This is a genomic window from Clostridium sp. SHJSY1, from assembly GCF_031626875.1.
Lineage (GTDB): Bacteria > Bacillota > Clostridia > Clostridiales > Clostridiaceae > Clostridium.
In genome coordinates, this window is the sequence record NZ_JANDMF010000042.1 from 16523 (window position 1) to 41285 (window position 24763).

The window sequence follows — 24763 nt, forward strand, 5'->3', positions numbered from 1 at the left end:
AAATATAAATTTAACTTACATAATATTTAGTAGAGATAATCTTTTCTATTAAATATAATAGTTGTTAAAGTACAAAGCCCAATTATCATACATAAAGCAGTTACAATAAAAGAACTATTTTTGCCATCGAATACATTAAAAGCTGTTTTTACACTGGAAATTAAAAATTCAAATTTAGTAGAGCTTACCCCTACAAGTCCAGCACAAACACCACTCCCTAAAACAAATGTGATGGCTACATGAGATGCTAACACTCCAACAACTGAAAATACTGACATAATAACTAATATAACTAAGTAATTTACAAGATAAATCATAAAATTATAGAATAAAGCTTGTACTAAATTGAAATTCTGCCCATTAAAATAAGTTGTAGACTCTACTTTTGTTTCAAAAATCAAGCCAAATATTGTTCCAATAATAAACAAAATAATTGTTAACAAAAAACTTATAATAGCACAACATATCATTTTACTTAAAATAAATTTTGTTTTATTATATCCCCTAAGTAAATATAATCTATAAGCACCACTTGTACTTTCATAATTAAAACTGCTACAAAACAATACAGGACAAAAAATAAATGTATTAAATAGTTCTGCATCTCGTAATATGAAAGGAGAAAGGTTCAACGAATTTAATGGAGTACTTATCCCTGAATCATAGAACCCTAATTTAAAAGCTACCACACTAAATGTAGCAAGCCCAAATACAAGTATAGCTAAAATAAACACTCCAACTACGGTAACACTATGCAACATTCTATATAACTCACTCTTAATTAAATTTCTCATCTTTGTCCCCCCTAAACTAAATTGTCACTTTTCAGATAAATTAAATGATTAATTATCACAAATAGAATAATATAACCTAGCATAACTTCAAAACCATATAAACATAAATTTGAATGTTCTCCTAATATATTAGGTATAGCTTCTATCTGCATCTGTGGAATTATAAGCCATTCTAATTTAACTAAAAGTATATTTTCTTTTCCCACAATCATTCTTAATATCTGTATCACCACATTACTTAAAATAACTATTGCTAAATTAGATCCTAGTGCTATAATTACTGATTTACTAATAATACTTATAAAAAATACTATAGAACTCAAAGCTACTAACGTTAAAAATGCTATAAAATATGCTTTTATTGTATATATAAATACTTCCATGGGGCCAAAAGTATTATTCCAGTATAACATGGTGATATTGGATACCTTAGGAAAAGTAAAAAATCCAATTATATATGCTATAACAAAAAAAGTAACTAAAAATAGAAATACAGTTGAAATTATAACTAAAAATTTAGCATAAAATATATGTATTTTCTTTACAGGTCTAATAAGAACCATTCTTATTGACCCACTTCTAAATTCATCAGTTACACATAATACAGTTAGTAAAATAAGTATTGAATTAATTGGTAATGCTAAATTATCTTGTAATGCTAATACAGGAAAGTTATAACATACCGTAAATTTAGAACTACTTGGATCCAAACCTAAATTATGACCTAAAAAAAATTTTGCTGCACATATAAGTAAAATAGGAATAGATATAAAACAAAACCATGTAGTTTTTTTACTATATAATCTCTGCCATTCACTTTTGAATACATTTATCATGTTTAAACCTCCACTTTTTATATAGCTGTCATTAGTTTTACAAACACATCTTCTAAACTATTATTTTCACTAACTTCATTAAGTAATTCTTCAGTTTTTCCATTCCAAATTAATTTTCCTTCTTTTATTATTACTAGTTGGTTACATATCTTTTGAAGCTCGTCTAAAAGATGACTAGAAATAAAAAATGTTATGTTTTGTTCTTCATTAAGTTTTAATATCAAATTTCTTAATTCAATTATTCCCATAGGATCAAGCCCATTAACAGGTTCATCTAAGAAAATTATTTTAGGATTATTAAGTAACGCTTGAGCTATTCCAAGTCTTTGCTTCATTCCTAATGAATAAGTACTTATTTTTTCTTTTTCTCTTCCTTTAAGTCCTACAACTTCAATTACTTCATTAACTTTTTCTTTTCTTTGTTCTTTTGTCATATTTCCATTTAGCATAGCTAAATTTAAAAGGGCTTTTTCTGCTGATAGATATTCAAAAAATATAGGTGTTTCTACTATAGCTCCTAAATCCTTTAATGCTATTTCTCTATCCTTATTTACATCAGTATCATTTATTAAAATAGTTCCTGAATTGGGTAAAATAAGTCCTGTTAATAGGCGCATCATAGTGGTTTTTCCTGCACCATTAGGTCCTATAAAACCACAAATATCTCCACTGTTCACATGAAAACTTATATCATTTATTACTGTTTTTTTCCTAAAACGTTTAATTAAATTTTTCACAAATAGAACTTCATTACACACAATCTATTCCTTCTTTCTACACCTTGTTATACTTCTTACTCTAAATTCATTATACTTATGAATTTATATACATATATTATAAATTATATATAATTATACATAGTTTTACAATAAAGCATAAATAGTAACTATTCAATATATTTCTAATGACTTTAGAAAATAGCATATAAAAAAATAAATAAATTATAATTTCATACAGAATAAAAAATACCCTTCACTATTTAATTTCTATAGTGATAGGGTATCATGTTAATAAAAATAATTATAGACATCATTTCTCTACTTAATTTGTAACCTTTTCATCATTCAGAAAGTAATTGTAAATACTCTATTTTACATATCAATGTCCTCCAAACACTTTTGACATTGGTATTTTTTCAAGGATCTCATCTAATTCCTTAATTTCTGCTTCTGTTAATTTAATATCTGCGGCACCTGCATTTTCCTTCATACGATCTAATTTTCTTGACCCTGGTATTGGTACAATCCAAGGCTTTTTACACATTATCCATGCCATAGAAATCTGTGCAGAAGTTGCCTGTTTTTCTTTTGCCATATGATATAATAATTCAAGTAATTCTTGATTCTGCTTTATGCCTTCTCCTGTATACTGTGGCATATGGGCACGAAAATCAGACTTTTTATCAAAAGAACTATTTTCATTGTACTTTCCACTTAAAAATCCATTCGCCATTGGTGAAAATGCTACATATCCAATTTGAAGTTCTTCAACTACTGAAAATAGATTCTCATGCCATCTTGCCATCATAGAATAGCGATTCTCAATAGCAGTCACTGGACACACTGCATGAGCACGTCTCAAGTACTCTTCATTTGTCTCTGAAATTCCCCAGTAACGAATCTTACCTTCCTTAATTAATTCTTTCATTACTTCTGCTACTTCCTCTGGCGATACCTTGGGGTCTATGCGATGCTGATAATACAGATCAATAACATCAGTTTGTAATTTCTTAAGACTTCCTTCTACTGATTTACGAATTGTTTCTTTACTACTATCAAGGATTAAATGATCTCCTCCATGCTTTACACCATATTTTGATGCAATGACAACTTTATCTCTCCTATCACGAAAAGCTTCACCAACCAATTCTTCATTATAAGAGATTGTTCCATCTGGATATTCTCCTGTGTAACATTCTGCTGTATCAAAGAATGTATAACCAATATCGTATGCTTCACGAAGAATTTTTACCGCTTCTTTTCTTTCTGTTGGTGCTCCACTAGCATGACTAAGACCCATGCAGCCATACCCAACTGCTGACACCAATAATTCTTTACCTAATATTCTTTTTTCCATTATTTACTCACCTCCATTTAATAACTCCTATACCTCTGGTTTCAATGGTCCATAGAAGTAGGACGCTGTAGCCCCTCCATCAATTAAAAAATCTGCTCCAGTAATAAATGCGCCTTTGTCACTCATTAAAAGTTCTGCCACATTAGCTACTTCATCAGCAGTTCCAGGGCGTCCTGCTGGACATTTTGCAAACATGTTCTTATAGAAATCTCCTCTTGGTCCATTGAATTCATCAATCGCAAGTGGTGTTACAATAATTCCTGGAGAGATAGAATTAATTCTTGCACCTTTTTCTCCCCATCTTACAGACTCTCCAATAACACGTTTTTCATTACAACGTTTTGCCATTTGGTACGCATGAAGTGTATCCCTTATATTTTCTGGTCGTAGAATTTCCAGACTTAATAGTTCTTCTGTTGGGGTAATTGCTAGCTGTTCATCTGCCTCTGGAGAAAGCTGTGCCATCCTGTGTCCAGATTGACTTGAAATAGTCACTCCAACACCACCTTCTGCAATTACCTTACCTACTTCCTCCAAAAGTATAGCTGTTCCATATAAATCAACTTTTAAAATTGTTTCCATTGATGCCTGACTTGGAGATACCCCTGCTGCATTTACAAACATCTTGATATCACCAAATTCTTGTGCTTTTGCAATGAGTTTCAGTATAGACTCTCTAGATGAAATATCCATCTCTACTGGTTCTACATCAAATCCTGCATTATTCATAATTTCCATAATAATATTGGCATTGTTTATATTTTTATCTCCCATAACAATCTTCTTACCATATCCCATTCTTCTTGCAATAGCCATACCAATCTGACCTGCCCCTGTTAAAATCATTACATCTTTTTTCCTCATAACTTGTTCCTTCTCCTTCCTAAATGTATTTTCAGCCTCAAAAAAAATATTATGCCTGCTTTTTTCTCTCTTCTACCATTTCTACAAACCATTCCACCATTGCAGGGTCTTAATGAGAGAAAAATGTACTTTTCTCCTGGTCCAGAGCTGAAATTTTATTCATATCCATAATGCTCAATCCATACTTTAGTTGTAAGAAAAATCTCTTCTCTTGGTATCCCACTTTTCTTAATTGCACTGCCAACTTGCTTCTCATTAAAATAGCTTTGAGCTGTATCCAATGACCTATAACCAACCTTTAATGCATCTAATACACATCTCTCACATTCTTCTTTTGTCACCTGATATACACCATATCCTAAAACTGGCATTTTAACTTCATTATTTAATGTTACATATTCCATGGCTCTTACCTCCTGACTAATAATTGAATAAAGATTTCTAATTTGATATACTACAACTATAAGACTCGGTAGTAGCTACCGGTCAAGTTTTTTTATTCATAAATTTGTAATTATACGAATGGAGAAGATAATATGTACACAATGAAGGAAACCTGCGAAAAGACAGGTATGACCTACGAAAAATTAAAATATTACTGTAATGAAGGATTGGTTCCAGATATAAAAAGAAATAAGAATGGTCATCGTATCTTTAATGATAGAAATGTCGCCTGGATTAACAGCCTTAGCTGCTTGAAAAATTGTGGTATGGGTATCCAAGAAATGAAAGTTTACTTGGGCCTTTGCTTAGAAGGTCAAAGCTCAATCCCTGATCGCAAAGTAATTCTTGACTCAAAAAAAGAAGAACTTCTAGCTTCCATTGAAAAATTAAACCAAGCTGTTGCTTATATTGATTGGAAACAAGGCTTTTATAATGATGTAACCTCAGGAAAAACTCCTTATGTTAGCAATTTAATTTCTGTAGATGACTAATTCTATTCTTCATAAACTCAAGTAAATTCATAATTATGCTCCATAAGTTACAATAAAAAATAGGATAGACTTTTTAATTGTCTATCCTACATTTTTTATTTATGTATAACTCATGCATTTCTAAGTGTTTTTCTCAAAGCTAACATACTTCCTACTGCTCCAATAAATATACCAGCTATTATAAATGGAATAAGCATTGAATTTATTATAATATCTGCTCTTTCAAGTTTTAATACTGATATCCAATCCATTATTTTATCACTAGTAAATCCATATAACAAAAATAGAGATAAGTTACCTATGAAAGCTCCTATAATTCCCATAACTATTCCTTGCATAACAAATGACCATATGATGAACCAATTTGTAGCTCCAATAGATTTCATTATACTTATTTCACTCTTTCTTGAAAATACAACCATTTTAAGTTCATTTACAATTAAAATACATGAAATAGGTGTTAAGAAAAAAACTACTGCCACCTTAAGATATCTAAAGGCTCTAGCCAAGCCTTCATTAGTAATATTTTTATCAACTGACTGTAAATACATTATGAATAATCCAAAAATAAAAAGAGTTGCAGATATAGTGATAATTGAACTTATAGTTAGTGTAATATTACGTTTTAAACTAACCATTGAATCTAAAAATAACTGTTTAAATGTATTAATCTTCATAACTCCACCACTCCTTTATACAAACATTCCCTTATTATATCACATTTGTATTTTTACAAATCATATGGGTTCTCTTTCTATATAATTTGCTATTATATAGTTACAAAGTTCCAAGATCTTTTGTGATTGACTTCCTAATATTTTTATTGATATTCCATACTTAGAAAACCTTGTAGCTCCAACACAGATATCTGCTTCATTATCAATATATTCTCTTATATTTTTAATCTTTTCATCACCAATATTATAATTGCACAATATTAAGTTTCCTAAATGTGTGTAGCCCTCAAACATTCCTATATCTTTTAAACCAAATATTTCAGGGTTAAACACAGAATTATCACGATAAATCAATTTTTCACCTATTCTTATACTTGTCTTTGAAATATAATATCTATATTTAAAGCTTTCTCCAGTTGCAACCCTTCCTGAAGTTAGTATTTCTATCATAGAAAATTTTGAAGTTTCATCTTTAAGATAAATATTAGTTTCACTTCTAAAAGCTGAATCTGCAAAAGGTATTGTTGGCAGTGGTCTATATTTCATTTCTGCTTTTTCTTCTACAATAATTGTAGTTTTCCTTATAGCTTCTCCTGCTTTCATTTTGTGAATTTTTTCATAAGCTTGTGATGTATATTCTAATGAACTCTCCCTATTCACCTTAATCTCTATCTCTTGAGTATCTCCCTCCATAATACCTGCTGATGCAGTAAGAATCATTACCTTTAAACCTCCATCAGGTTTTATAAAAGGTTTCATTATTTTAAATGGAGCTGTAAAATATACATCTTTTAAATAATTTGCATTATCCTTTCTAGCTACCTCTAAAACTACTTTAGAAGTTTTTCCAAATTTATTTACACTCATTTTATATCCTCAAATAATGCATTTTTCTTAATCCATTGAATAATTTCCTCTACACCTTCACCATTTCTAATGTTAGTAAAAATAAATGGCTTTTCCCCACGCATCTTTTTAGAATCTCTATCCATTACTCCAAGGTCAGCTCCAACCATTTCTGCTAAATCAATTTTATTTATAATAAGAAGATCTGAACGTGTAATTCCTGGTCCACCTTTTCTTGGAATTTTATCTCCCTCTGCAACATCTATTACAAATATGGTTACTTCAACCAGCTCAGGGCTAAAGGTTGCTGACAGGTTATCTCCACCACTTTCAATAAACATAAGTTCAATATCTGGGAATCTTTCTATAAGTTCATCTACTGCTTCAAGATTCATAGATGCATCTTCTCTTATAGCAGTATGTGGACATCCACCCGTTTCAACTCCTATAATCCGCTCCTTTGGAAGAACACTGTTTTTAGATAGAAATTCAGCATCCTCCTTTGTATAAATATCATTTGTAATTACTCCTATTGAATACTCTTTAGAAAGTTTTCTTGTTAATGCTTCTATTAAAGCTGTTTTTCCTGATCCAACTGGCCCTGCAACTCCTATTTTTGTATACATTTTCCCCTCCTATGACATGTAAATTCTGCAATATAAATTTTCATGCTGCATGCTTCTTATATCAAAGGCTGGACATGATGCACACAGCATATCTTCATCTAAATTCTCAACTTTATTTAATATATCTCTAAAAATATTATGACATCTATACATTATTTTTTGCCCTGTCATCTGACTTAATGGAACACTTTTCACACAGGTGGTAATCATAGAAGATGTTTGTGAATATAAATAAGTTTCCAAGGCTTCTTTAAATTCTATATTATATGAAACACAAAATACTCCATAAATACATGAATATGATGGATTTTTTACCTTTTCAACATATTCCTCAAATATATGATTATTAAATTTTATATCCATTGCTAATATAGTTTTTTTGAATCTTGAACCTAATTTCTTGTTAGCAGACTTTATTTCATTTGGAACTCTGCTAGCCTCCATTATCTCTTCTAGTTCTATAAGTTTCTCTATATTATTACCTTCAGCATATTTATAAGCAAGTTTTGCACATAAAAGTTCACTATATAAAAAACTATTTGAAATTTTACTGATTATATAATTTTCCACACTCTTTTCATCATGAACCAGACCTTTTTCTATATATGTTTCAAGCCCATAAGAATGAGAATACCCTCCAATAGGGAAAAGTGTATCATTGATTTGAAGAAGCATAAATTTATCCATACTTCCTCCTAGTGTGTGTGATTATTAACTGTAGATGAAACAGATTTCATAAAGTCAAACTTCACTTCTTTAACTTGAACTTTTACACCATGAAGTTTTTCAAGCAAAACTTTTGTTGGTTCATTATATGGAGTTATAAATTGCAAATAATTTTCTCCTCTAAATAAAGAAGCATGCTTATTTCCTATTTCATAACATACTTTTGCTATCATATGTTCATGATTTTTATCTATATCAATAACAATTGATTCACATGGAAGTATATTAGCTGCAACGACTGTATTTTCATCTACATATATAACATCATCTTGTTTAACGCCATTAAGCAAGATATCATTATCAAATCTAATACCAACTTCAACTCCTGAATGTGTTCTCTTTCTATGAAGCTTTTTATATGTTTCATGCCACTCAAAATCAACATAATCTATTCTTAAATTTCTAAATCTATCTTCTTTTAAATTTCCTAATACTTTTTCACACAACATATTATTTCGCCTTTCTAAAACAAGTTATAAAGCTGTGTAAGTGGTAATTCTTTTGCTGGCTCAGCTGTTAATAGCTCACCATCTGCACAAACTTCATAGGTTTCTGGATCTACTGTGATGTTAGGTGTCTTATCATTAAAAAGCATTTGCTTTTTCCCTATTTTTCTACAGTTTTTCACTGGTAGAACTTGTTTCTTTAATTGTAATTTATCTTTTATCCCATCTTTATAAGCCATCTTTGACACAAATGTTAAACATGATTCATACCTTGCACTCCCATGAGCTGCAAACATAGGTTGATAGATTATTGGCTGTGTTGTTGGAATTGATGCATTTGCATCTCCCATTTTAGCTGCAATAATCATTCCTCCCTTAATAATTATATCTGGCTTTATTCCAAAGAAAGCTGGACTCCATAGAACTAAATCAGCATATTTTCCTGTTTCAACTGAACCTACATAATCTGATATTCCATGAGTTATAGATGGATTGATTGTATATTTTGAAATATATCTTTTAACACGATAATTATCATTTCCACTTCCCTTATCTTCTTCAAGTTCTCCTCTTTGAAGTTTCATTTTATGTGCTGTTTGCCAAGTTCTAGTTATAACTTCTCCAACTCTACCCATAGCTTGTGAATCTGAACTCATCATACTAAATACTCCCATATCATGAAGTACATCCTCTGCTGCTATTGTTTCTGGTCTTATTCTTGAATCTGCAAAAGCTACATCTTCAGGAATCTTATTATCTAAGTGATGACATACCATAAGCATATCTAAATGTTCATCTAAAGTATTAACTGTAAATGGCATAGTTGGATTCGTTGATGAAGGAAGAATATTATGAAAAGCTGCTACCTTTATAATATCTGGTGCATGACCTCCACCTGCTCCTTCTGTATGATAAGTGTGAATTGTGCGTCCTGCAATGGCATCTATAGTATCTTCTACACATCCACCTTCATTTAAAGTATCTGTATGAATTGCAACCTGTACATCACATTCATCTGCAACATTTAAACAATGATTTATAACTGCAGGAGTTGAGCCCCAATCTTCATGAATTTTAAGCCCCATCGCACCAGCTTTAACTTGTTCTAAAAGAGGCTTTTCACTTGAACAATTTCCCTTCCCTAAGAATCCTAAATTCATAGGATATTCTTCTGCTGCCTTTAGCATCATCTTCAAATTCCAAGGACCTGGAGTACAGGTAGTAGCATTTGTTCCATCTGCTGGACCAGTTCCTCCACCAATCATTGTTGTCACTCCACTATATAATGCGCAATTAATCTGTTGTGGACTGATAAAATGAATATGTGTATCAATTCCCCCTGCTGTAACTATAAGATTTTCTCCAGCTAAAGCTTCTGTTGATGCTCCTATTATCATGCCTGGAGTAACCCCATCCATTATATCTGGATTTCCTGCCTTCCCAATGCCTGATATTTTTCCATTTTTTATACCAATATCAGCTTTGATTATTCCTGTGTAATCAACTATAAGAGCATTAGTAATAACTAAATCTAAATCACCATCTTCACTTGTTGTAAGCGCTGATTGCCCCATACCATCACGTATTGTCTTTCCACCACCAAATTTAACTTCATCACCATAGGTAGTAAAATCTTTTTCAACTTCTATAATTAAATCTGTATCTGCTAATCTTACTTTATCTCCTTTTGTTGGACCATACATCATAGCATATTTATCACCTGATATTTTAAAGCTCATAATTCTCTTAACACTCCTCTATTTATAAGATTCCTTTAAGTTTAGCATTTTCTAATGCTTTTTTTATTGTTGCTTCTGTTGCTTGACCACATGTTAAATCATTCAATCCAAATATTCTTTTATTACCTCCCATAGAAACAAGCTCCACTTCTTTTGTCTCTCCTGGTTCAAATCTTATAGATGTACCTGAAGGAATATTTAGATGATATCCATAAGCTTTTTCTCTATCAAATTTAAGTAATTTATTCGTTTCAAAAAAGTGAAAATGAGATCCAACTTGAATAGGCCTATCACCTATGTTAGAAACATCTATCTTACAAGTATCTCTATTTTCATTAAGAATAATTTCATCATTACACGATATTATTTCACCTATCTTCATAAATTCTATTCCCTTCTATCTTATTGGATTATGGACTGTTACAAGCTTTGTTCCATCTCTAAATGTTGCTTCCACTTGAACTTCTGACACCATATCCGAAACACCTTCCATAACATCTTCCTTGGTTAATAGATTTGTTCCTAAATGCATAAGTTCAGAAACATCCTTGCCATCTCTTGCAAGTTCCATTAATTCAGCGCTTATATATGCAACAGCTTCTGGATAATTTAGCTTAAGTCCCCTATCCATTCTTTCTTTAGCTAAATTTCCTGCCATATGAAGTATTAATTTTTCTTGTTCTCTTGGTGTTATTCTCATATTCTAAACTCTCCTTTGTAATTATATTTTACTTATTCTCAATTCTATCTATCTTTAAATTTTATATACATAAATTATTCTTATATTATAACTTATATTTACTATTTTACCATTTATAGCTCTTAATTAAATAACTATAATCCTACATTTTACTAATATTTTTTAAGTAAAGTATTATATATATTAAACTGTTCTCTAAAAACTAATTAGCCCACAACAAATGTCATGGGCTAATTATCTGTTTATTTTATACTATTTTAATTAAATATAGATACATTTTTTTGTAATGCTCTTCACAAATCTCTTAATTTTTATATAATTCAATTCCTCTTTTTAATCGTTTAAGTCCCTCTTCTAGACGTTCTCTTGGACATGCCATATTAATTCTAATAAAGCCTTTTCCTGTTTCTCCATAAGATTTTCCAGTTGAAACATATAATCCAACTTCACTAAGGAGAAATTCACATAGACTAGTTGTATCCTTTGTGACTTTGCTACAATCAATCCACAAAAGATAGGTTCCATGAGCTGGCACTAAATATAACTCTGGCAATTCATTTTCTATAAATCTTCCTGCAACTTTTCTATTTTCTTCAAGATAAATTCGAAGTTCATTGAGCCAAGATTCTCCTTTCTTAAATGCTGCTACTGTTGCTTCCATAGCTACTGCATTTGGCTCTGCTACCTCATCTGTATTTAGTGCTCTATTTATTTTGTGCCTAATGACTTCATCTGGAACCACTACAGCTGAAGTTTGTAAACCTGCTATATTAAATGCTTTTGTTGGTGCAATACAGGTAATACTGTTTTTTGCACATATTTCTGAAACAGATGCAAATGGAATATATTCATGCTGCGTATCTGTTAAATCACAATGAATCTCATCTGAAAGAACAAGCACATGGTGTTTAAAGCATACTTCCCCGATTCTTTCTAATGTTTCTTTATCCCATACCTTTCCTATTGGATTGTGAGGGTTACAGAGAATCATCATAGTAGTTTGTGGGTTAGAAAGTTTATTTTCTAAGTCTTTAAAATCAATTCTGTATTCTTTTCCATCATAGAGCAACTTATTTTCCACAACATTTCTTCCATTATTCACAATAGAATTGAAAAAAATATTATATACAGGAGTTTGAATCAATACATTTTCTCCTATTGATGTCATTTTCCTTACTACACTTGATATCGTAGGGACAACTCCTGTGGAAAAAATCAACCATTCTTTATCTATCTGAAAGTTATGTCTTCTTTCCCACCAGTTACTAATGGCCTGATACCATGTATCTGGTACAATGGTATAACCCAATATTCCTTTTGCCACTTTTTCCTGTATTGCTTCTATAATTTCTGGTGCTGTTTTAAAATCCATATCTGCTACCCACATAGGAAGCACATTTTCATCAATATCCCACTTTAAAGAATTTGTATTACGTCTGTCTGTTAATTCTCCAAAATTATACTGCATACTTTATCGCCTCTGTTATAATCTGTGTTTTCTTAGGATCTATCTTAGTTTTATCCATAATCAGGTCCCCAATCCCCTCTGCTCGAATTACTCCACTAGCTGGATTCATTACACTATCAATGCTATTTTTAACTTGTACATCTACTGTTGAATACTCAAAGGCTAGTGTAGTGTTTAATAATCTGCAGTTTTTCATTACAAGGTTGTCAATGTAGCATAACCCTTGCAAGCTTTCAATAGTACAATTTACAAAGGTAATATTCTTAGAATTCCATCCTAAGTATTCTCCTGAGATAAATGAATCATAAACTGTTACATTTTCACAATTCCAGAATGCATCCTTTGATATCATTTTTGCATTACGAATTTCAATATTTTTCCCTCCATCAAAGGAATAATTTCCTACTAATTGAAATCCATCAACCTTAATATTTGTACTATTCATGCCAAAGTAATCTCCCTTGGCTGTTACATTTTTTAAAGAAATATCATCACAATTCCACAAAGTTTCACCTGCATTTGGCATATTAACATTCTCTAGTTTAATATCCTTTGCACGTCTAAAATTTTTTGGTGCTTCAATTATAGTGTTTGCTATGGAAATATTCTCTGTATACCAAATTCCTGAACGAGCCATTTCAAAAAATGTACTGTCCTCTACAACAATATTTTTACAATACCATAATGGATATTTCCATTTAAATATACTATGATCTATTTTTATATTTTCACTTTCCTTTAATGGAGATTCCCCATCTGCAAAGGTTGAATAGGAAACTTGCAAATCCTTTCTATTAAATAATGCTCTTTCACCTGTAAGTAACTGTTGTTTTATTAGTTCCATTTAATTTATCCTCCCATTAAAAAACTTTCTCCCTATATAGATTTTACTTTATGATGTTTATGATATCTTCCACCATTTGAACATCTGTAATTCTATTCTTTTTCATAAGTTCCTCTGGAATATAACGATCTAGTAATTCCTTCTTGATTCCATAATTTAATACCTTCATGTCAGAAGGACCATAGTATCTGGCAATTTTTTCTCCAAAACCACCATCTAAGATACCATCTTCAAGGGTAATTACAAGTTTATGTTCTTTCTTCAAGCTTTCAAGTAATTCTTCATCAATACCTGTGATATACTTTGGATTAATGAGAGTAGCCTCAATTCCATTTTCCTTGGAAAGCTTTGTAACAACTGCCTGCCCAAGTTGATAGAAATCTCCCAGTGCAATAACTGCAACATCTTTTCCTACCTTTGTCACTTGATATTTATTTAATTTAGAATAATCTGTTTTATCTTCTACTCCACTTGTGATTACTCCCATTGCTGGAACACGTATAGCTACTGGATAATCTTGTTGATTCATTCCCCACTTAAACATCGCAAAATATTCTTCCTTACATGTTGGAGCAAGATATACCATATTAGGGATGTTGCTCATCATACCAATATCATATAATCCAAGATGTGTTACATCATTCATTCCATAAACAGATGCCATATTTACTAGTAATACTGCTGGATTATTGTTTATGCATAAATCTTGTGAAAGCTGGTCATATGTCCTTTGAAGGAATGTACTATATACTCCATAAACTGGACTTCCACCATTTTTTGCAATTCCTGAAGCTAAAGCAACAGCATGTTCTTCTGCAATCCCAACATCAACAAATTGTCTGCCTGCTTCCTTTCTTCTTTCTGGACCAAAACCTAGTACTGCTGGAGTTCCTGATGTTATAGCAACCACCTTTGAATCCTCTTTCATAGCTTCTAATAAATATTTTCCTGTAAGGTCTCCATAGTCTTCTGCATCACCCATTGAGAACTTTGATTCTCCTGTTTCTAATACAAAAGGCATTCCCCAGTGCCATTGTTCCTTATTCTTTTCAGCATATTCCAGGCCTTTTCCTTTAACTGTATGAATATGAACAACTACTGGATGTTCTGTATCCTTAACCTTCTTAAGTACACTTATTAATTCATCAAAATCATGTCCATCTTTTACATAATAGTAGTCTAATCCCATTGCCTTAAAGAAATTACATTCAGCTTTACCTTCTGTATCTCTAAGTTCCTTAAGATTTTTATATAAGCCACCATGGTTTTCTGCAATAGACATATCATTATCATTTACAATAATAATCATATTTGTTCCTGCTTCTGCAGCATTATTAAGTCCTTCATATGCTTCTCCACCACTTAGTGAACCATCTCCAATAATAGCAATAACATTATCTTTCTCATCTTTTAAGTCTCTTGCTTTAGCAAGGCCACATGCTAGACTTATGGATGTGGAAGTATGCCCTATATTAAAAAAGTCATGCTTACTTTCTTCTGGATTAGAATAACCAGACACCTCATCATATTTTTCAGAATTTATAAATGCTTCTTTTCTTCCAGTAAGGATTTTGTGAATATAACTTTGATGAGAAACATCATAAATGATCTTATCCTCTGGTGAATTAAATACATAATGTAATGCAACAGTCAATTCTACAATTCCAAGATTTGGACCAATATGTCCCCCATGTTCACTTAATTTCTTAAGTAGTACCTGACGTATTTCTGCACTTAAATCTTTCATTTCATTTACTGATAATTTTTTTACATCTTCTGGTGAATTTATTTTTTCTAAATACATATTTTATCCTCCTAAAATTAATTTTATTGAATATACTTTTTCTTATTCATGCTCTTTGTTTTCTCTATGGATTTCTTCTGTGCCTGCTTCAATTGCTGTCTCATAGTACCATATCTTATGTTCAATGGTTTCCATAACCTTATTTAATTTATCAAGCTGCTTTTGAACATCCTCTTTTCTTTCAAAAAAAATCTCTAGACGTTCTTTTAATGTACTATCACCTAATTGGCATAAATCCATATACCTCTTTATTTCCTTTATAGGCATTCCAGAATTTTTCATACATGTTATTATAGCTAGCCCTTGAAAATCTTCATCCTTAAAAACTCTAGTGCCATTTGGTTTCTTATCCACAAAGGGTAAAAGTCCTTCCTTATCGTAGTAACGCAAAGTTGGAACTGTAACTCCTATTTTTTCTGCAACTTGTCTTATTGTATAATTCATAAAACACTTCCTTCCCACTAAGTGAATATTAATTATGATTAAATGTGTCCACAACTTTATGATAAATGGTAAAGTTAACTTTATGTCAATACCTTATTTTCAAAAAAATTTAATTGCCTTGTCACCCTTATTGATAAAGTAAAAGACCACTTTTTAAGAACTTCCTCTTCTTAATTTGTGGTCTGTATACCATTATCCATTAGCTTTCTATTTCTTTTCTTTCAATATGATAGATACTTCTTCAATTATTTATTTTGTCTATTTTTCATCATATACTTCTTTAGCTAATCCAAAGGCTGCCCATGCATTTGGCCATCCTACATAGAATGCAAGGTGTGTTATAATTTCTGATATTTCCTCAGCACTAACACCATTATTCTTGGCATTAGCAATATGATATTTTAGAGAATTATCAAATATTCCCTTTGTTATTAGTGCAGTTACAGTAATAATGCTGCGATCTCTTAATGATAATTTATCTTCTCTTGCCCATACCTCTCCAAAAAGAACATCATCGTTTAATTCTGCAAATTTTGGTGCAAATTCTCCAAGAGCATCTCTACCTGCTGTTTGCTTTTTCATAATATATTCCTTCTTCCTTTACTATACTGCTTTATATGCAGTTTTTAAAATTTCTAATATTTCTTCTGATGTTAATACTTTATATCCACCTAAAAGCACAGTTGAATTTGCAATTAGTGGAAGCATTTCTTCTGTTGCTCCAAGTTCCTTGATATTAGTTACTATGCCACATTCTTTCATAAAGTTTTCCATAGCATCAATTCCAGCTAAAGCAATCTCTTCCTTTGTCTTTCCTGTTTCATCTACAGCCCATACTTGTTTAGCAAAGCGAACAAATTTATCTAAACCAAATTTATATATATATCTGTAATATGGAAGAGAAATTGCTGCAAGTCCCATACCATGTGCACAATCAGTATAAGCACCAAGTTGATGTTCAATCATATGCACTTCCCAGTCTTGTGTTTTACTTAATCCCATAATAGGATTCATTGCAAGAGTAGAACTCCACATTAAATTACTTCTTGCTTCATAATCATTAGGATTTTCTACTGCAACCTTCGCACTGTTAATGATAGAACGTAGAAGTCCTTCAATCAAATAATCACTAGTAACATCATCTTCACCTGAAAAATAAGCTTCCATCAAATGTGACATCATATCAAAGATTCCACTAACCATCTGGTATTTAGGTAATGTAAATGTATATTCAGGATTTAATATTGAAAATTTAGGATTCATATTTGAAGGAAAAACTCTACCCATTTTAAGTTTCATATCATCATTGGTAATAACTGAACCACCATTCATTTCAGATCCTGTTCCTGCCAATGTAAGAATAGATGCAACTGGTACAATTTTATTATCTACAGGTTCAAATTTTATCCAATAACGTGTCCAAGCATCTCCTTCACAATATGCTGAAACAGAAATTGCCTTTGCACAGTCAATTACAGAACCTCCACCTACAGCTAAAATCAAATCTACATTATTTTCACTTACAAGCTTAGATCCTTCCATTACTTTTTCATAAGTTGGATTTGCCATAACTCCAGATAATTCAACTATGTTTTTACCACTTTCCTTTAATATAGATACAACTAAATCATAAAGTCCATTTTTCTTAATAGCCCCTTTTCCATAAGTAAGCATAACGTTGTTTCCATAACTTTTAAGTTCATTCTTTAGGTTTTCTAAAGATGCTTTCCCAAAATGTATTCTTGTTGGATTTTCATAAGTAAAATCTAAATTCATTCTTTTCTCCATTCCTGTGCCTATTTTGCACATCCATAATTTTTATTATTTTAATTTTCCATATTCCTCATCAGATACAGGATCTAACCACTCATTAGACGCTCCTTCTGCTGGAACTTCTACTGCAAGATGTGCAAACCAACTGTCTGGTGCAGCTCCATGCCAGTGTTTTACTTCTGGTGGAATATTCACTACATCTCCTGGATGTAACTCTTGTGGTTCTTTTCCCCATTCCTGATAATAGCCTCTACCAGCAGTACATAATAAAACTTGACCACCCTTATGATGAATATGCCAATTATTTCTACACCCTGGTTCAAAGGTTACATTACCTATTCCTATTCTTTCCATAGTAAGCATGTTTAAATAACTTTTTCCTATAAAATACTTTTCAAACATTTTATTTTCTTCTCCCATAGAGAATACTGTAGTTGATTTTATTTCTTCTAAACTTCTCATTAATATCGCCTCCAAGTTTTATACTATTTCCTACATTTATGTTGTGAATTTTATACTTATTTAATCATGCAACATAAAAATGTTATATTTTTATCCTAATACTTGGACCTAACTCCAAGTCAAGTGCTTTTTTATAATTTTTATAATTTATTCATTTGTCAAATTCTTATTTCTATCATCCATAAGTTAAGCTTTTAAAAAAAGAACCACCAGGTTTTAAATCTGATGGTTAGAGCATATCTTTCTCTCCTTTTCTTTTATAAACTTATAATTTATATAGATTTTCCTAATTCATAGGCCTTAACTGGGAAATTACTTTGTTCAATAATTTCTCTTACTGGACATCCAGTTGCAAATAATTTTCCTGCATCTTCCCAATTCATAAAACGAAGTATAGATTCATAAGTTTTCTCCAATCCTTCCATTGTCCAATCATCTGCACCATAAGATGTTGCAAGAAGCATTGCTTTTTTATTTCCTGCTAATTTTGCATTATTTGCATGGAAACGATCTATAACTACTTTTATTTGTGTTGACATTGTATAATAATATAATGGAGTTACAAATACTATCATCCCTGAATCTATCAGCTTATCATACCATGTATTCATTGCATCTCTACGTACACATTCTCCATCATGACTTGCACAATAATCACATGCTAAACATGGTTTTACATCTTCAAATGCTGCATCAAGACGCAATACATCATGTCCTGCTTCTTTAGCTCCTTCAATAAATTTATCTGCCAATAAAGCAGATGTTCCCTTCTTATGTGGACTTCCTGTAATAACTGTTACCTTCATCGTTATTCTCCCTCCAAATTAAAAATCATATTTTTATGATTAATTGTACTTGCTTTTTAGCCATATACTAACTGTAAAACCTTAAGTCCAGTTAAGGTCAAGTACTTTTTGAAATTTTTTTATTTTTCTTCTTTACTTGCTTTCCATAAAGCTATCAATTCATTTGTAATAGGTTCACATTTCTTGTCATAAGTATCAATTTTATAATTAATAACATCTAATGTTTGTTGTATGCTATACATCTTTTTTTCTAACTCTGTTTTTGTATCAAGTAATATTTCTCTTCTTGCCTCTTTTGTTGATTCCCCTTGAATAGCAAGTTGTATATATTCATGAATAGATTCCAATGAAACCCCTGCCCTTTTAAACTTCATGGCAAACTCAATCCAGTGAATTGACATTTCATCATAATTTCTAATACCAGACTCTGTTCTAGGAACTTTTGGTATTAGACCTATTCTTTCATAATATCGTAAGTTATCTATTGAAATACCTGTTATTTCAGATGCTTCTTTTATAGTCATATACATTACCTCCTTTATAATAAATAAAGTATAAATCTTTAAGTTAACTTCAAGTCAATACTTTTTTAAGCTATATAAATCTATATTTTTTTATAAACTTTCACTACTATAAACTTTCACTACTATAAACTTTCACTACTATAAATTGTCCAAATTTTTAAGCTTTAAGTAAGTAATTCACTAAAATAAAAAACTCATTGTACAAATATAAAAATATCTATACAATGAGTTTCTAAATTTAGAATATTAATTTGTTAAGGATGCAATTTCTTCTGAAGTTACCTTTTTATCTGCTTTATCTTTTCTAAGCATAAAACTTAAAGGCAATCCAATAAGAACTATTACTGTAGAAATTAAATATATATCATTAATCCCCATAGTAAATGCTTTTTCTTGAATTAAATCTACCCCATTACCTAATTCATTTGTATGAAAAGCTGTTCGCATTACAAGTAATGAACTAAAGACACCTATAGCCAAAGAACTCGATACTTGACGAATCCAGTTATTAATAGATGATGCATGTCCTGATAATGCTTTTGGTATAATTGACATTCCTGAGTTTGTTATAGGCATAGTTGAAAATGAAATTCCAATATATCTAACTGTCATCCAAAATATTATATATAAATGTGATGTATTATATGATAAATTTGACATTTCCCATGAACCTAAAGCCATAAAACAAATACCTATTCCTATTATAATTCTTGGATCTATACGACTATATAAAGTTCCTACAATTGGCATCATAAGTGCCATAACAAGTGATGGTGGCAATAATATTAGTCCTGTATCTAAAGTTGACAAATGTTGTGTATTTTGTAGATATAGTGGTGTTAATAGAGTCCCTGCATACAAAGCCATTGTAACTATACTTATTGCTATTATACTTATGGTGTATTTTGAATATTTAAATAATCTTATATCAAGAGCTGGTGAACTTACCTTTAACTCTCTTCTAATAAAAATTACCATGGAAATAATGCTAATAGTGAGTAAAATAATTATTTGTGGTGATGTCCATCCCCATGCAGAGCCTTCACTAAAAGCAACTAACATAGTTAAACTTAAAACAACAACAGCTGAAAGTCCTACAAAATCAAAGGAACTATCATTAGATAGATTATATTTGGGTATAAAATAAATAACTAAAATAATAGCTATAATACCTATTGGTACATTAACCATAAAAATGGCTTTCCAATTATAATATTGAACTAACCAACCACTTATAGTTGGACCAAGTGCAGGTGCAAGCATAGATGCCATACTCCATAAACTTACTGCTAATGCCTGTTTTTCCCTTGAAACAACTTGATATATAATGGTCATAGTTGTAGGTATAATTAATCCACTAAAAATCCCTTGCATAACACGAAATGTTACAAGCATAACAATGTTAAATGAAAAAGAACATAAAATTGATGATAAAGTAAATCCTATAAGAGCTAATAGATATAACTTCTTACAGCTAAACCTCTCTCCTAAATAACCAGCTAATGGACATGCTACTCCTGTTGCTAGCATAAATCCTGTTAATATCCACTTTACAGATTCCAAACTTGTATTAAAAGTTTCCATAAATGAAGGCAATGCAATATTTATAGCACTTGTATTAAAAGAACTTAAAAATACTCCTAAAAATAAGGGGAACATTACTGCCCAAAATGTTGTTTTTTTATCTTGTGTAATTTTCAAATATATCATCCTCAATTCTTAATTTAGGGACATGAAAATAAATAACGAGTCCAAAGTTGCCATGAATATTTTTGATTGTCCCTTATATCATTTGATTATATGTCCAAATGGACATATAATATAAAATATTACTACTTAAAAATTAATATGTCAATTTGTACATATAAGGAGGTTTTTTATGAACACGTTATCTTACGGTCTTTTAGGATTTTTAGCAAATGAATCCATGTCAGGATATGATTTAAACTTAAAGATGAATTTATTTTGGCATACTAGACATAGCCATATATACCCTTTACTTGCCAAGTTAGAGGAAGAAGGGTATGTTGACTTTATATTAGTTAATCAATCTGGTAAACCTGATAAAAAAATATATACTCCAACTAAAAAAGGAATTGATGCTATAAAACTTTGGCTTGTTGATGATACTAATGCTCCTGTTTCAAAGGATGAAATGCTACTAAAGACATACTGTCTGCACATATTAGACAAGGAAAAAGCTAAAAGTTTAATTAAAGAAAGAGAAGAAATGTATAAAGAAAAATTTCTTCGTTATCAACAAAGTCTTGAAGAATTAAAAAAGGAATGTGTTGAAGAACTTACTACAACTAGCTCAGGCTACTTTAGTAGATTTGTTATATTAAATAAAATAATTGGTGACGCAAAATGGGGAATGGAATGGTGTAGGTGGGCTTATAATTTATATGATAAAGAAAATATTACTGACCTTTTCGAAGAAAATCCATTTATATAATCATTACTTATTAAAAAAATGTCCTATAGAAATTCTAACACTATAGAACATTTTTTATTTTAACTTAAATGATAACTTCTTTATTACGAAGAGAAACAGGCCAATCTCCTTCCCAATGTATTCTATCTTTCAATATTTTAGCACTCATTTCTAAGCATATTGGTACTGCAAGATCTGGATATATTTTATTCATTCTTTCAATTAAATCAACAGAATTATTTGAATCTTTAAGTTCTCTTATAAAATTCTTTATATAACGACGTGAAAATTCTATGCAATTTGGATCAATTGGCTTATTATTTGAAGCATGCCCTGGAATAACTAATTTAGGTTTTAAATTTTCTAATTTATCTAAACTATCTAACCAATCTTGACGTTCTTTTGGTGTTCTAGCATCAGCTATCCATAGATGTGCATCAGAAAATACAAAATCACCTGCAATTAATGTTTTAGTAGATGGAATCCACAAAGCCGCTAAATTCTCACAATCTCCTCTCATTAATCCAAGTATTTCAACTTTTTCATTATCTATAGTAATATATTGTTCATTAATACGTTCAATATTTACTACTGTCTTACAGCCATTATTGCCTAATACTTCTGATCCCCAATACTCAACTTTGTGTTTGAATGCATCATTTGCTTCATCAGCTGTTTCTTTATATCCTATAACACGAGCATCTGGGAATGCCTCTTTTATAACTCCTAATCCTAAATAATGATCTGGATGAAAATGGCTTATGAATATTAGCTTCAATTTACGGCCTGTTTCTAGAATTTCAGCAACTACACGGTGTGCATTTGAACGACTAAATTGTGCATCAAATAATAACGCTTCAGTTGGTCCATATATGATAGTTGATGAAACACCAAATCCATCATATTGATCACTACTTATGAATACTTTTGTTTGTAATTTTTCTTTCATATTAATTATTACCTCACTTTATCAAATCTCTAATAAAATTTTTATTTCAACTTGTAAAAACATTAATATATAAATAGACTTATTCTTCCAATAATTTTATTATAACATTACTAATTTCTAACTAGATATAATCTATTTTTTTTCACCATTAAACCAAAAGTTTACAAATTTAGTGTTGATTCTTGAAGATATTTTCAAACAAGTATAAAATATATTTAGTTAAATAATTATAAGAGGAATGATATATTGAATATAAAAGACTTAAAATTTTTTTTACAAATTTGCAAAGATAAAAGCATAAGGAAAGCAGCTAAACCACTTTATATTACTCCACAAGGACTTAGCAAATCACTTAAAAATTTGGAAGATGAACTACAATTTCAACTTTTTTATCGAACAACTAACGGCTTAATTTTAACTGAATATGGAGAGATTGTAAAAAAACATGCTGAATATATATTAAGTGATGTTGAAGGTATGCATTCTGAACTTATAAATTCAAATAATGCACTACAAGAAGAATTAGTAATTTCATGTGCCTATGGAGTAATAAATGCTTTATCCCCTGAATTTTTACTTAAATACCAAAAAGCTAATCCTAATATAAAATTGAAAATAATTGAATATCCTGATCTTTTAGTTGATAAAGCTATTTCTGAAGAAAATTTCATTCTAGGCCTTACCTTAGGTCCAATTAATACAGATAAATTTGATTATATACATCTTCAAAAACATAACCTTAACTTGCTTGTTAATATTAAAAATCCACTATCAAAAAAAGATACCATATCCTTTGAAGATTTAAAAAATGAGACTTTTATATTGTTTAATAAGAATTTTAAAACACATAATATTATTGTAGAAAAATGTAATCACTTTGGATTTAGTCCTAATATTAGTTTTGATATATCTGAAATTAGTTCTGCGTATAAATTATGCCATATGGATTATGGTATTTCTTTTACTGTTGATTATATAAATTCAGATATTAAATTTGATAATGTTCTTTATTTGCCATTAGAAGATACTACTTGCACTTGGGATGTCTATTTGATTACAAAAAAAGGCTCGTATCTATCACATTCAACCAAAAACTTTATAAATTATATAAAAATGTGGTTTATGAACTTATCAGAATAAATTTAGTTGCAATTAATTTTGTAATGATTATATGAATATATTAAGTTAAAACAAAATCTATCTATTTAAATATCATTAATATTTGATAAAAAAATTGTATTATTCAACTTTTGAATAATACAATTTTTCAATCTATTTTCTAATATAACTTTAATATATTTCATTCTATATAACTAATCATTATAATCATCAACATCAAATTCTTGATTCTTATAATAATATTTACGATCTGCCTCTGTAATCTCACGAATAACCTTACATGGATTCCCAACTACTATAACATTATCTGGAATATCCTTTGTTACAACGCTTCCAGAACCAATAACAACATTATTACCTATTTTAACTCCTGGATTTATTACAACACTTCCCCCAACCCATACATTATCTCCAATTGTTACTCCAATTCCATACTCATAACCTGAGTTTCTTGATTCTGGATGAATTGGATGACCTGCTGTATAAATTGATACATTAGGTGCAAACATAACATTTTCACCTATTATCACCTTTCCAACATCTAATATTGTGCAATTATAATTAACATAAAAGTTATTACCAACTTCAATGTTTTTACCATAATCACAGTGAAATGGTTGTTCTATAGAAATTTTTTCTCCAGTCTTCCCTAATATATCTTTAATCAATTTTTCTATCTTATCAGTTTCATTTGGAGCGAGTAAATTATACTCATGTATTTTTAACTTATTTTCCATTCTTTCTTCACTAAGTCCATCTAACCAAGCCTTATATGGTAATCCTGCTAACATTCTCTGTTTATGATTCATATTTTGCACTCCTTTTCTTATTTCTTAACTATTTTTTACCTATTTACATTAACTTATTATCC

Annotated in this window: 28 protein-coding genes and 1 pseudogene; 3 read left to right on the forward strand and 26 right to left on the reverse strand. The window is 30.3% G+C overall.

Features of this window, described 5'->3' with window-relative positions; genetic code table 11:
• Positions 1–26: 26 nt before the first annotated feature.
• The 6 genes and pseudogenes from NNC19_RS17355 to NNC19_RS17380 form a co-directional block, all read right to left on the reverse strand.
• Positions 27–794, reverse strand: coding sequence for a hypothetical protein (locus NNC19_RS17355; RefSeq protein ID WP_310939941.1), 768 nt, complete (start codon positions 792–794; stop codon positions 27–29).
• Positions 795–805: 11 nt separating this feature from the next.
• Positions 806–1630: an ABC transporter permease gene (locus NNC19_RS17360; protein ID WP_310939942.1), complete on the reverse strand. Its 825-nt coding sequence runs from the start codon at positions 1628–1630 to the stop codon at positions 806–808.
• A gap of 17 nt (positions 1631–1647) precedes the next feature.
• A complete protein-coding gene (locus tag NNC19_RS17365) occupies positions 1648–2367 on the reverse strand; it encodes an ABC transporter ATP-binding protein (RefSeq protein WP_396136450.1) in 720 nt (239 codons plus the stop codon).
• A 361-nt stretch (positions 2368–2728) separates the two neighbouring features.
• Positions 2729–3706: an aldo/keto reductase gene (locus NNC19_RS17370; RefSeq protein ID WP_310939944.1), complete on the reverse strand. Its 978-nt coding sequence runs from the start codon at positions 3704–3706 to the stop codon at positions 2729–2731.
• Positions 3707–3733: 27 nt separating this feature from the next.
• Positions 3734–4570, reverse strand: coding sequence for an SDR family oxidoreductase (locus NNC19_RS17375; RefSeq protein ID WP_310939945.1), 837 nt, complete (start codon positions 4568–4570; stop codon positions 3734–3736).
• A gap of 158 nt (positions 4571–4728) precedes the next feature.
• Positions 4729–4974 (reverse strand): annotated as a pseudogene (locus tag NNC19_RS17380) (aldo/keto reductase); the annotation flags it as partial.
• Between the two features lie 132 nt (positions 4975–5106).
• Between NNC19_RS17380 and NNC19_RS17385 the strand changes: the two are divergent.
• Positions 5107–5505 carry a MerR family transcriptional regulator gene (locus NNC19_RS17385; RefSeq protein WP_310939946.1) on the forward strand — a complete coding sequence of 133 codons (399 nt, stop codon included), beginning with the start codon at positions 5107–5109 and terminating at the stop codon, positions 5503–5505.
• Positions 5506–5615: 110 nt separating this feature from the next.
• On the opposite strand, the gene NNC19_RS17390 is transcribed toward NNC19_RS17385, so the two are convergent.
• The 18 genes from NNC19_RS17390 to NNC19_RS17475 all read right to left on the reverse strand — a co-directional run bounded on the left by NNC19_RS17390 (position 5616) and on the right by NNC19_RS17475 (position 21091).
• Positions 5616–6182: an FtsX-like permease family protein gene (locus NNC19_RS17390; RefSeq protein WP_310939947.1), complete on the reverse strand. Its 567-nt coding sequence runs from the start codon at positions 6180–6182 to the stop codon at positions 5616–5618.
• A 60-nt stretch (positions 6183–6242) separates the two neighbouring features.
• A complete protein-coding gene (locus NNC19_RS17395) occupies positions 6243–7049 on the reverse strand; it encodes an urease accessory protein UreD (protein ID WP_310939948.1) in 807 nt (268 codons plus the stop codon).
• Complete coding sequence (gene ureG / locus NNC19_RS17400; RefSeq protein ID WP_310939949.1) at positions 7046–7654, reverse strand: urease accessory protein UreG; 609 nt, start codon at positions 7652–7654, stop codon at positions 7046–7048. Before ureG ends, NNC19_RS17395 begins: the two co-directional genes overlap by 4 nt.
• 9 nt (positions 7655–7663) lie before the next feature.
• Entirely contained in the window at positions 7664–8341 is a 678-nt protein-coding gene (locus NNC19_RS17405; RefSeq protein WP_310939950.1) for an urease accessory protein UreF, read from the reverse strand.
• A gap of 8 nt (positions 8342–8349) precedes the next feature.
• The gene (locus NNC19_RS17410; RefSeq protein ID WP_310939951.1) at positions 8350–8829 is read right to left on the reverse strand and encodes an urease accessory protein UreE; all 480 of its coding nucleotides are present in this window, start codon (positions 8827–8829) and stop codon (positions 8350–8352) included.
• Positions 8830–8843: 14 nt separating this feature from the next.
• Positions 8844–10565: an urease subunit alpha gene (gene ureC, locus NNC19_RS17415; protein ID WP_310939952.1), complete on the reverse strand. Its 1722-nt coding sequence runs from the start codon at positions 10563–10565 to the stop codon at positions 8844–8846.
• 22 nt (positions 10566–10587) lie between these two features.
• Positions 10588–10947 carry an urease subunit beta gene (ureB, locus tag NNC19_RS17420; RefSeq protein WP_310939953.1) on the reverse strand — a complete coding sequence of 120 codons (360 nt, stop codon included), beginning with the start codon at positions 10945–10947 and terminating at the stop codon, positions 10588–10590.
• A gap of 15 nt (positions 10948–10962) precedes the next feature.
• Positions 10963–11265 (reverse strand): urease subunit gamma, encoded by a 303-nt coding sequence (gene ureA, locus NNC19_RS17425; RefSeq protein WP_310939954.1) that lies wholly within the window; start codon positions 11263–11265, stop codon positions 10963–10965.
• A gap of 304 nt (positions 11266–11569) precedes the next feature.
• Positions 11570–12733, reverse strand: a complete 1164-nt coding sequence (locus tag NNC19_RS17430; protein WP_310939955.1) for a MalY/PatB family protein — start codon at positions 12731–12733, stop codon at positions 11570–11572.
• Entirely contained in the window at positions 12723–13577 is an 855-nt protein-coding gene (locus tag NNC19_RS17435; RefSeq protein ID WP_310939956.1) for a DUF3737 family protein, read from the reverse strand. Before NNC19_RS17435 ends, NNC19_RS17430 begins: the two co-directional genes overlap by 11 nt.
• A gap of 43 nt (positions 13578–13620) precedes the next feature.
• Positions 13621–15381, reverse strand: coding sequence for a 1-deoxy-D-xylulose-5-phosphate synthase (locus tag NNC19_RS17440; RefSeq protein WP_310939957.1), 1761 nt, complete (start codon positions 15379–15381; stop codon positions 13621–13623).
• A gap of 42 nt (positions 15382–15423) precedes the next feature.
• Complete coding sequence (locus NNC19_RS17445) at positions 15424–15825, reverse strand: MerR family transcriptional regulator (protein WP_310939958.1); 402 nt, start codon at positions 15823–15825, stop codon at positions 15424–15426.
• A gap of 258 nt (positions 15826–16083) precedes the next feature.
• A complete protein-coding gene (locus NNC19_RS17450) occupies positions 16084–16407 on the reverse strand; it encodes a carboxymuconolactone decarboxylase family protein (RefSeq protein ID WP_310939959.1) in 324 nt (107 codons plus the stop codon).
• A 21-nt stretch (positions 16408–16428) separates the two neighbouring features.
• Positions 16429–17601 (reverse strand): iron-containing alcohol dehydrogenase, encoded by a 1173-nt coding sequence (locus tag NNC19_RS17455; RefSeq protein ID WP_310939978.1) that lies wholly within the window; start codon positions 17599–17601, stop codon positions 16429–16431.
• Positions 17602–17646: 45 nt separating this feature from the next.
• Positions 17647–18018 (reverse strand): cupin domain-containing protein, encoded by a 372-nt coding sequence (locus tag NNC19_RS17460; protein ID WP_396136451.1) that lies wholly within the window; start codon positions 18016–18018, stop codon positions 17647–17649.
• A 314-nt stretch (positions 18019–18332) separates the two neighbouring features.
• On the reverse strand, positions 18333–18866 hold the full coding sequence (locus NNC19_RS17465) for a flavodoxin family protein (protein WP_310939961.1): 534 nt from the start codon (positions 18864–18866) through the stop codon (positions 18333–18335).
• A gap of 119 nt (positions 18867–18985) precedes the next feature.
• Positions 18986–19390, reverse strand: coding sequence for a MerR family transcriptional regulator (locus NNC19_RS17470; protein WP_310939962.1), 405 nt, complete (start codon positions 19388–19390; stop codon positions 18986–18988).
• A 246-nt stretch (positions 19391–19636) separates the two neighbouring features.
• Positions 19637–21091 (reverse strand): MDR family MFS transporter, encoded by a 1455-nt coding sequence (locus tag NNC19_RS17475; RefSeq protein ID WP_310939963.1) that lies wholly within the window; start codon positions 21089–21091, stop codon positions 19637–19639.
• Positions 21092–21269: 178 nt separating this feature from the next.
• On the opposite strand from NNC19_RS17475, the gene NNC19_RS17480 reads away from it, so the two are divergent.
• Entirely contained in the window at positions 21270–21845 is a 576-nt protein-coding gene (locus NNC19_RS17480; RefSeq protein WP_310939964.1) for a PadR family transcriptional regulator, read from the forward strand.
• 64 nt (positions 21846–21909) lie between these two features.
• Here NNC19_RS17480 and NNC19_RS17485 read toward each other — a convergent pair whose 3' ends face one another.
• A complete protein-coding gene (locus tag NNC19_RS17485) occupies positions 21910–22773 on the reverse strand; it encodes an MBL fold metallo-hydrolase (RefSeq protein ID WP_310939965.1) in 864 nt (287 codons plus the stop codon).
• Between the two features lie 246 nt (positions 22774–23019).
• Here NNC19_RS17485 and NNC19_RS17490 point away from each other — a divergent pair, with 246 nt between their 5' ends.
• Positions 23020–23913 carry a LysR family transcriptional regulator gene (locus NNC19_RS17490; RefSeq protein WP_310939966.1) on the forward strand — a complete coding sequence of 298 codons (894 nt, stop codon included), beginning with the start codon at positions 23020–23022 and terminating at the stop codon, positions 23911–23913.
• A gap of 173 nt (positions 23914–24086) precedes the next feature.
• Here NNC19_RS17490 and NNC19_RS17495 read toward each other — a convergent pair whose 3' ends face one another.
• The gene (locus NNC19_RS17495) at positions 24087–24701 is read right to left on the reverse strand and encodes a sugar O-acetyltransferase (RefSeq protein WP_310939967.1); all 615 of its coding nucleotides are present in this window, start codon (positions 24699–24701) and stop codon (positions 24087–24089) included.
• Positions 24702–24763: the final 62 nt, after the last annotated feature.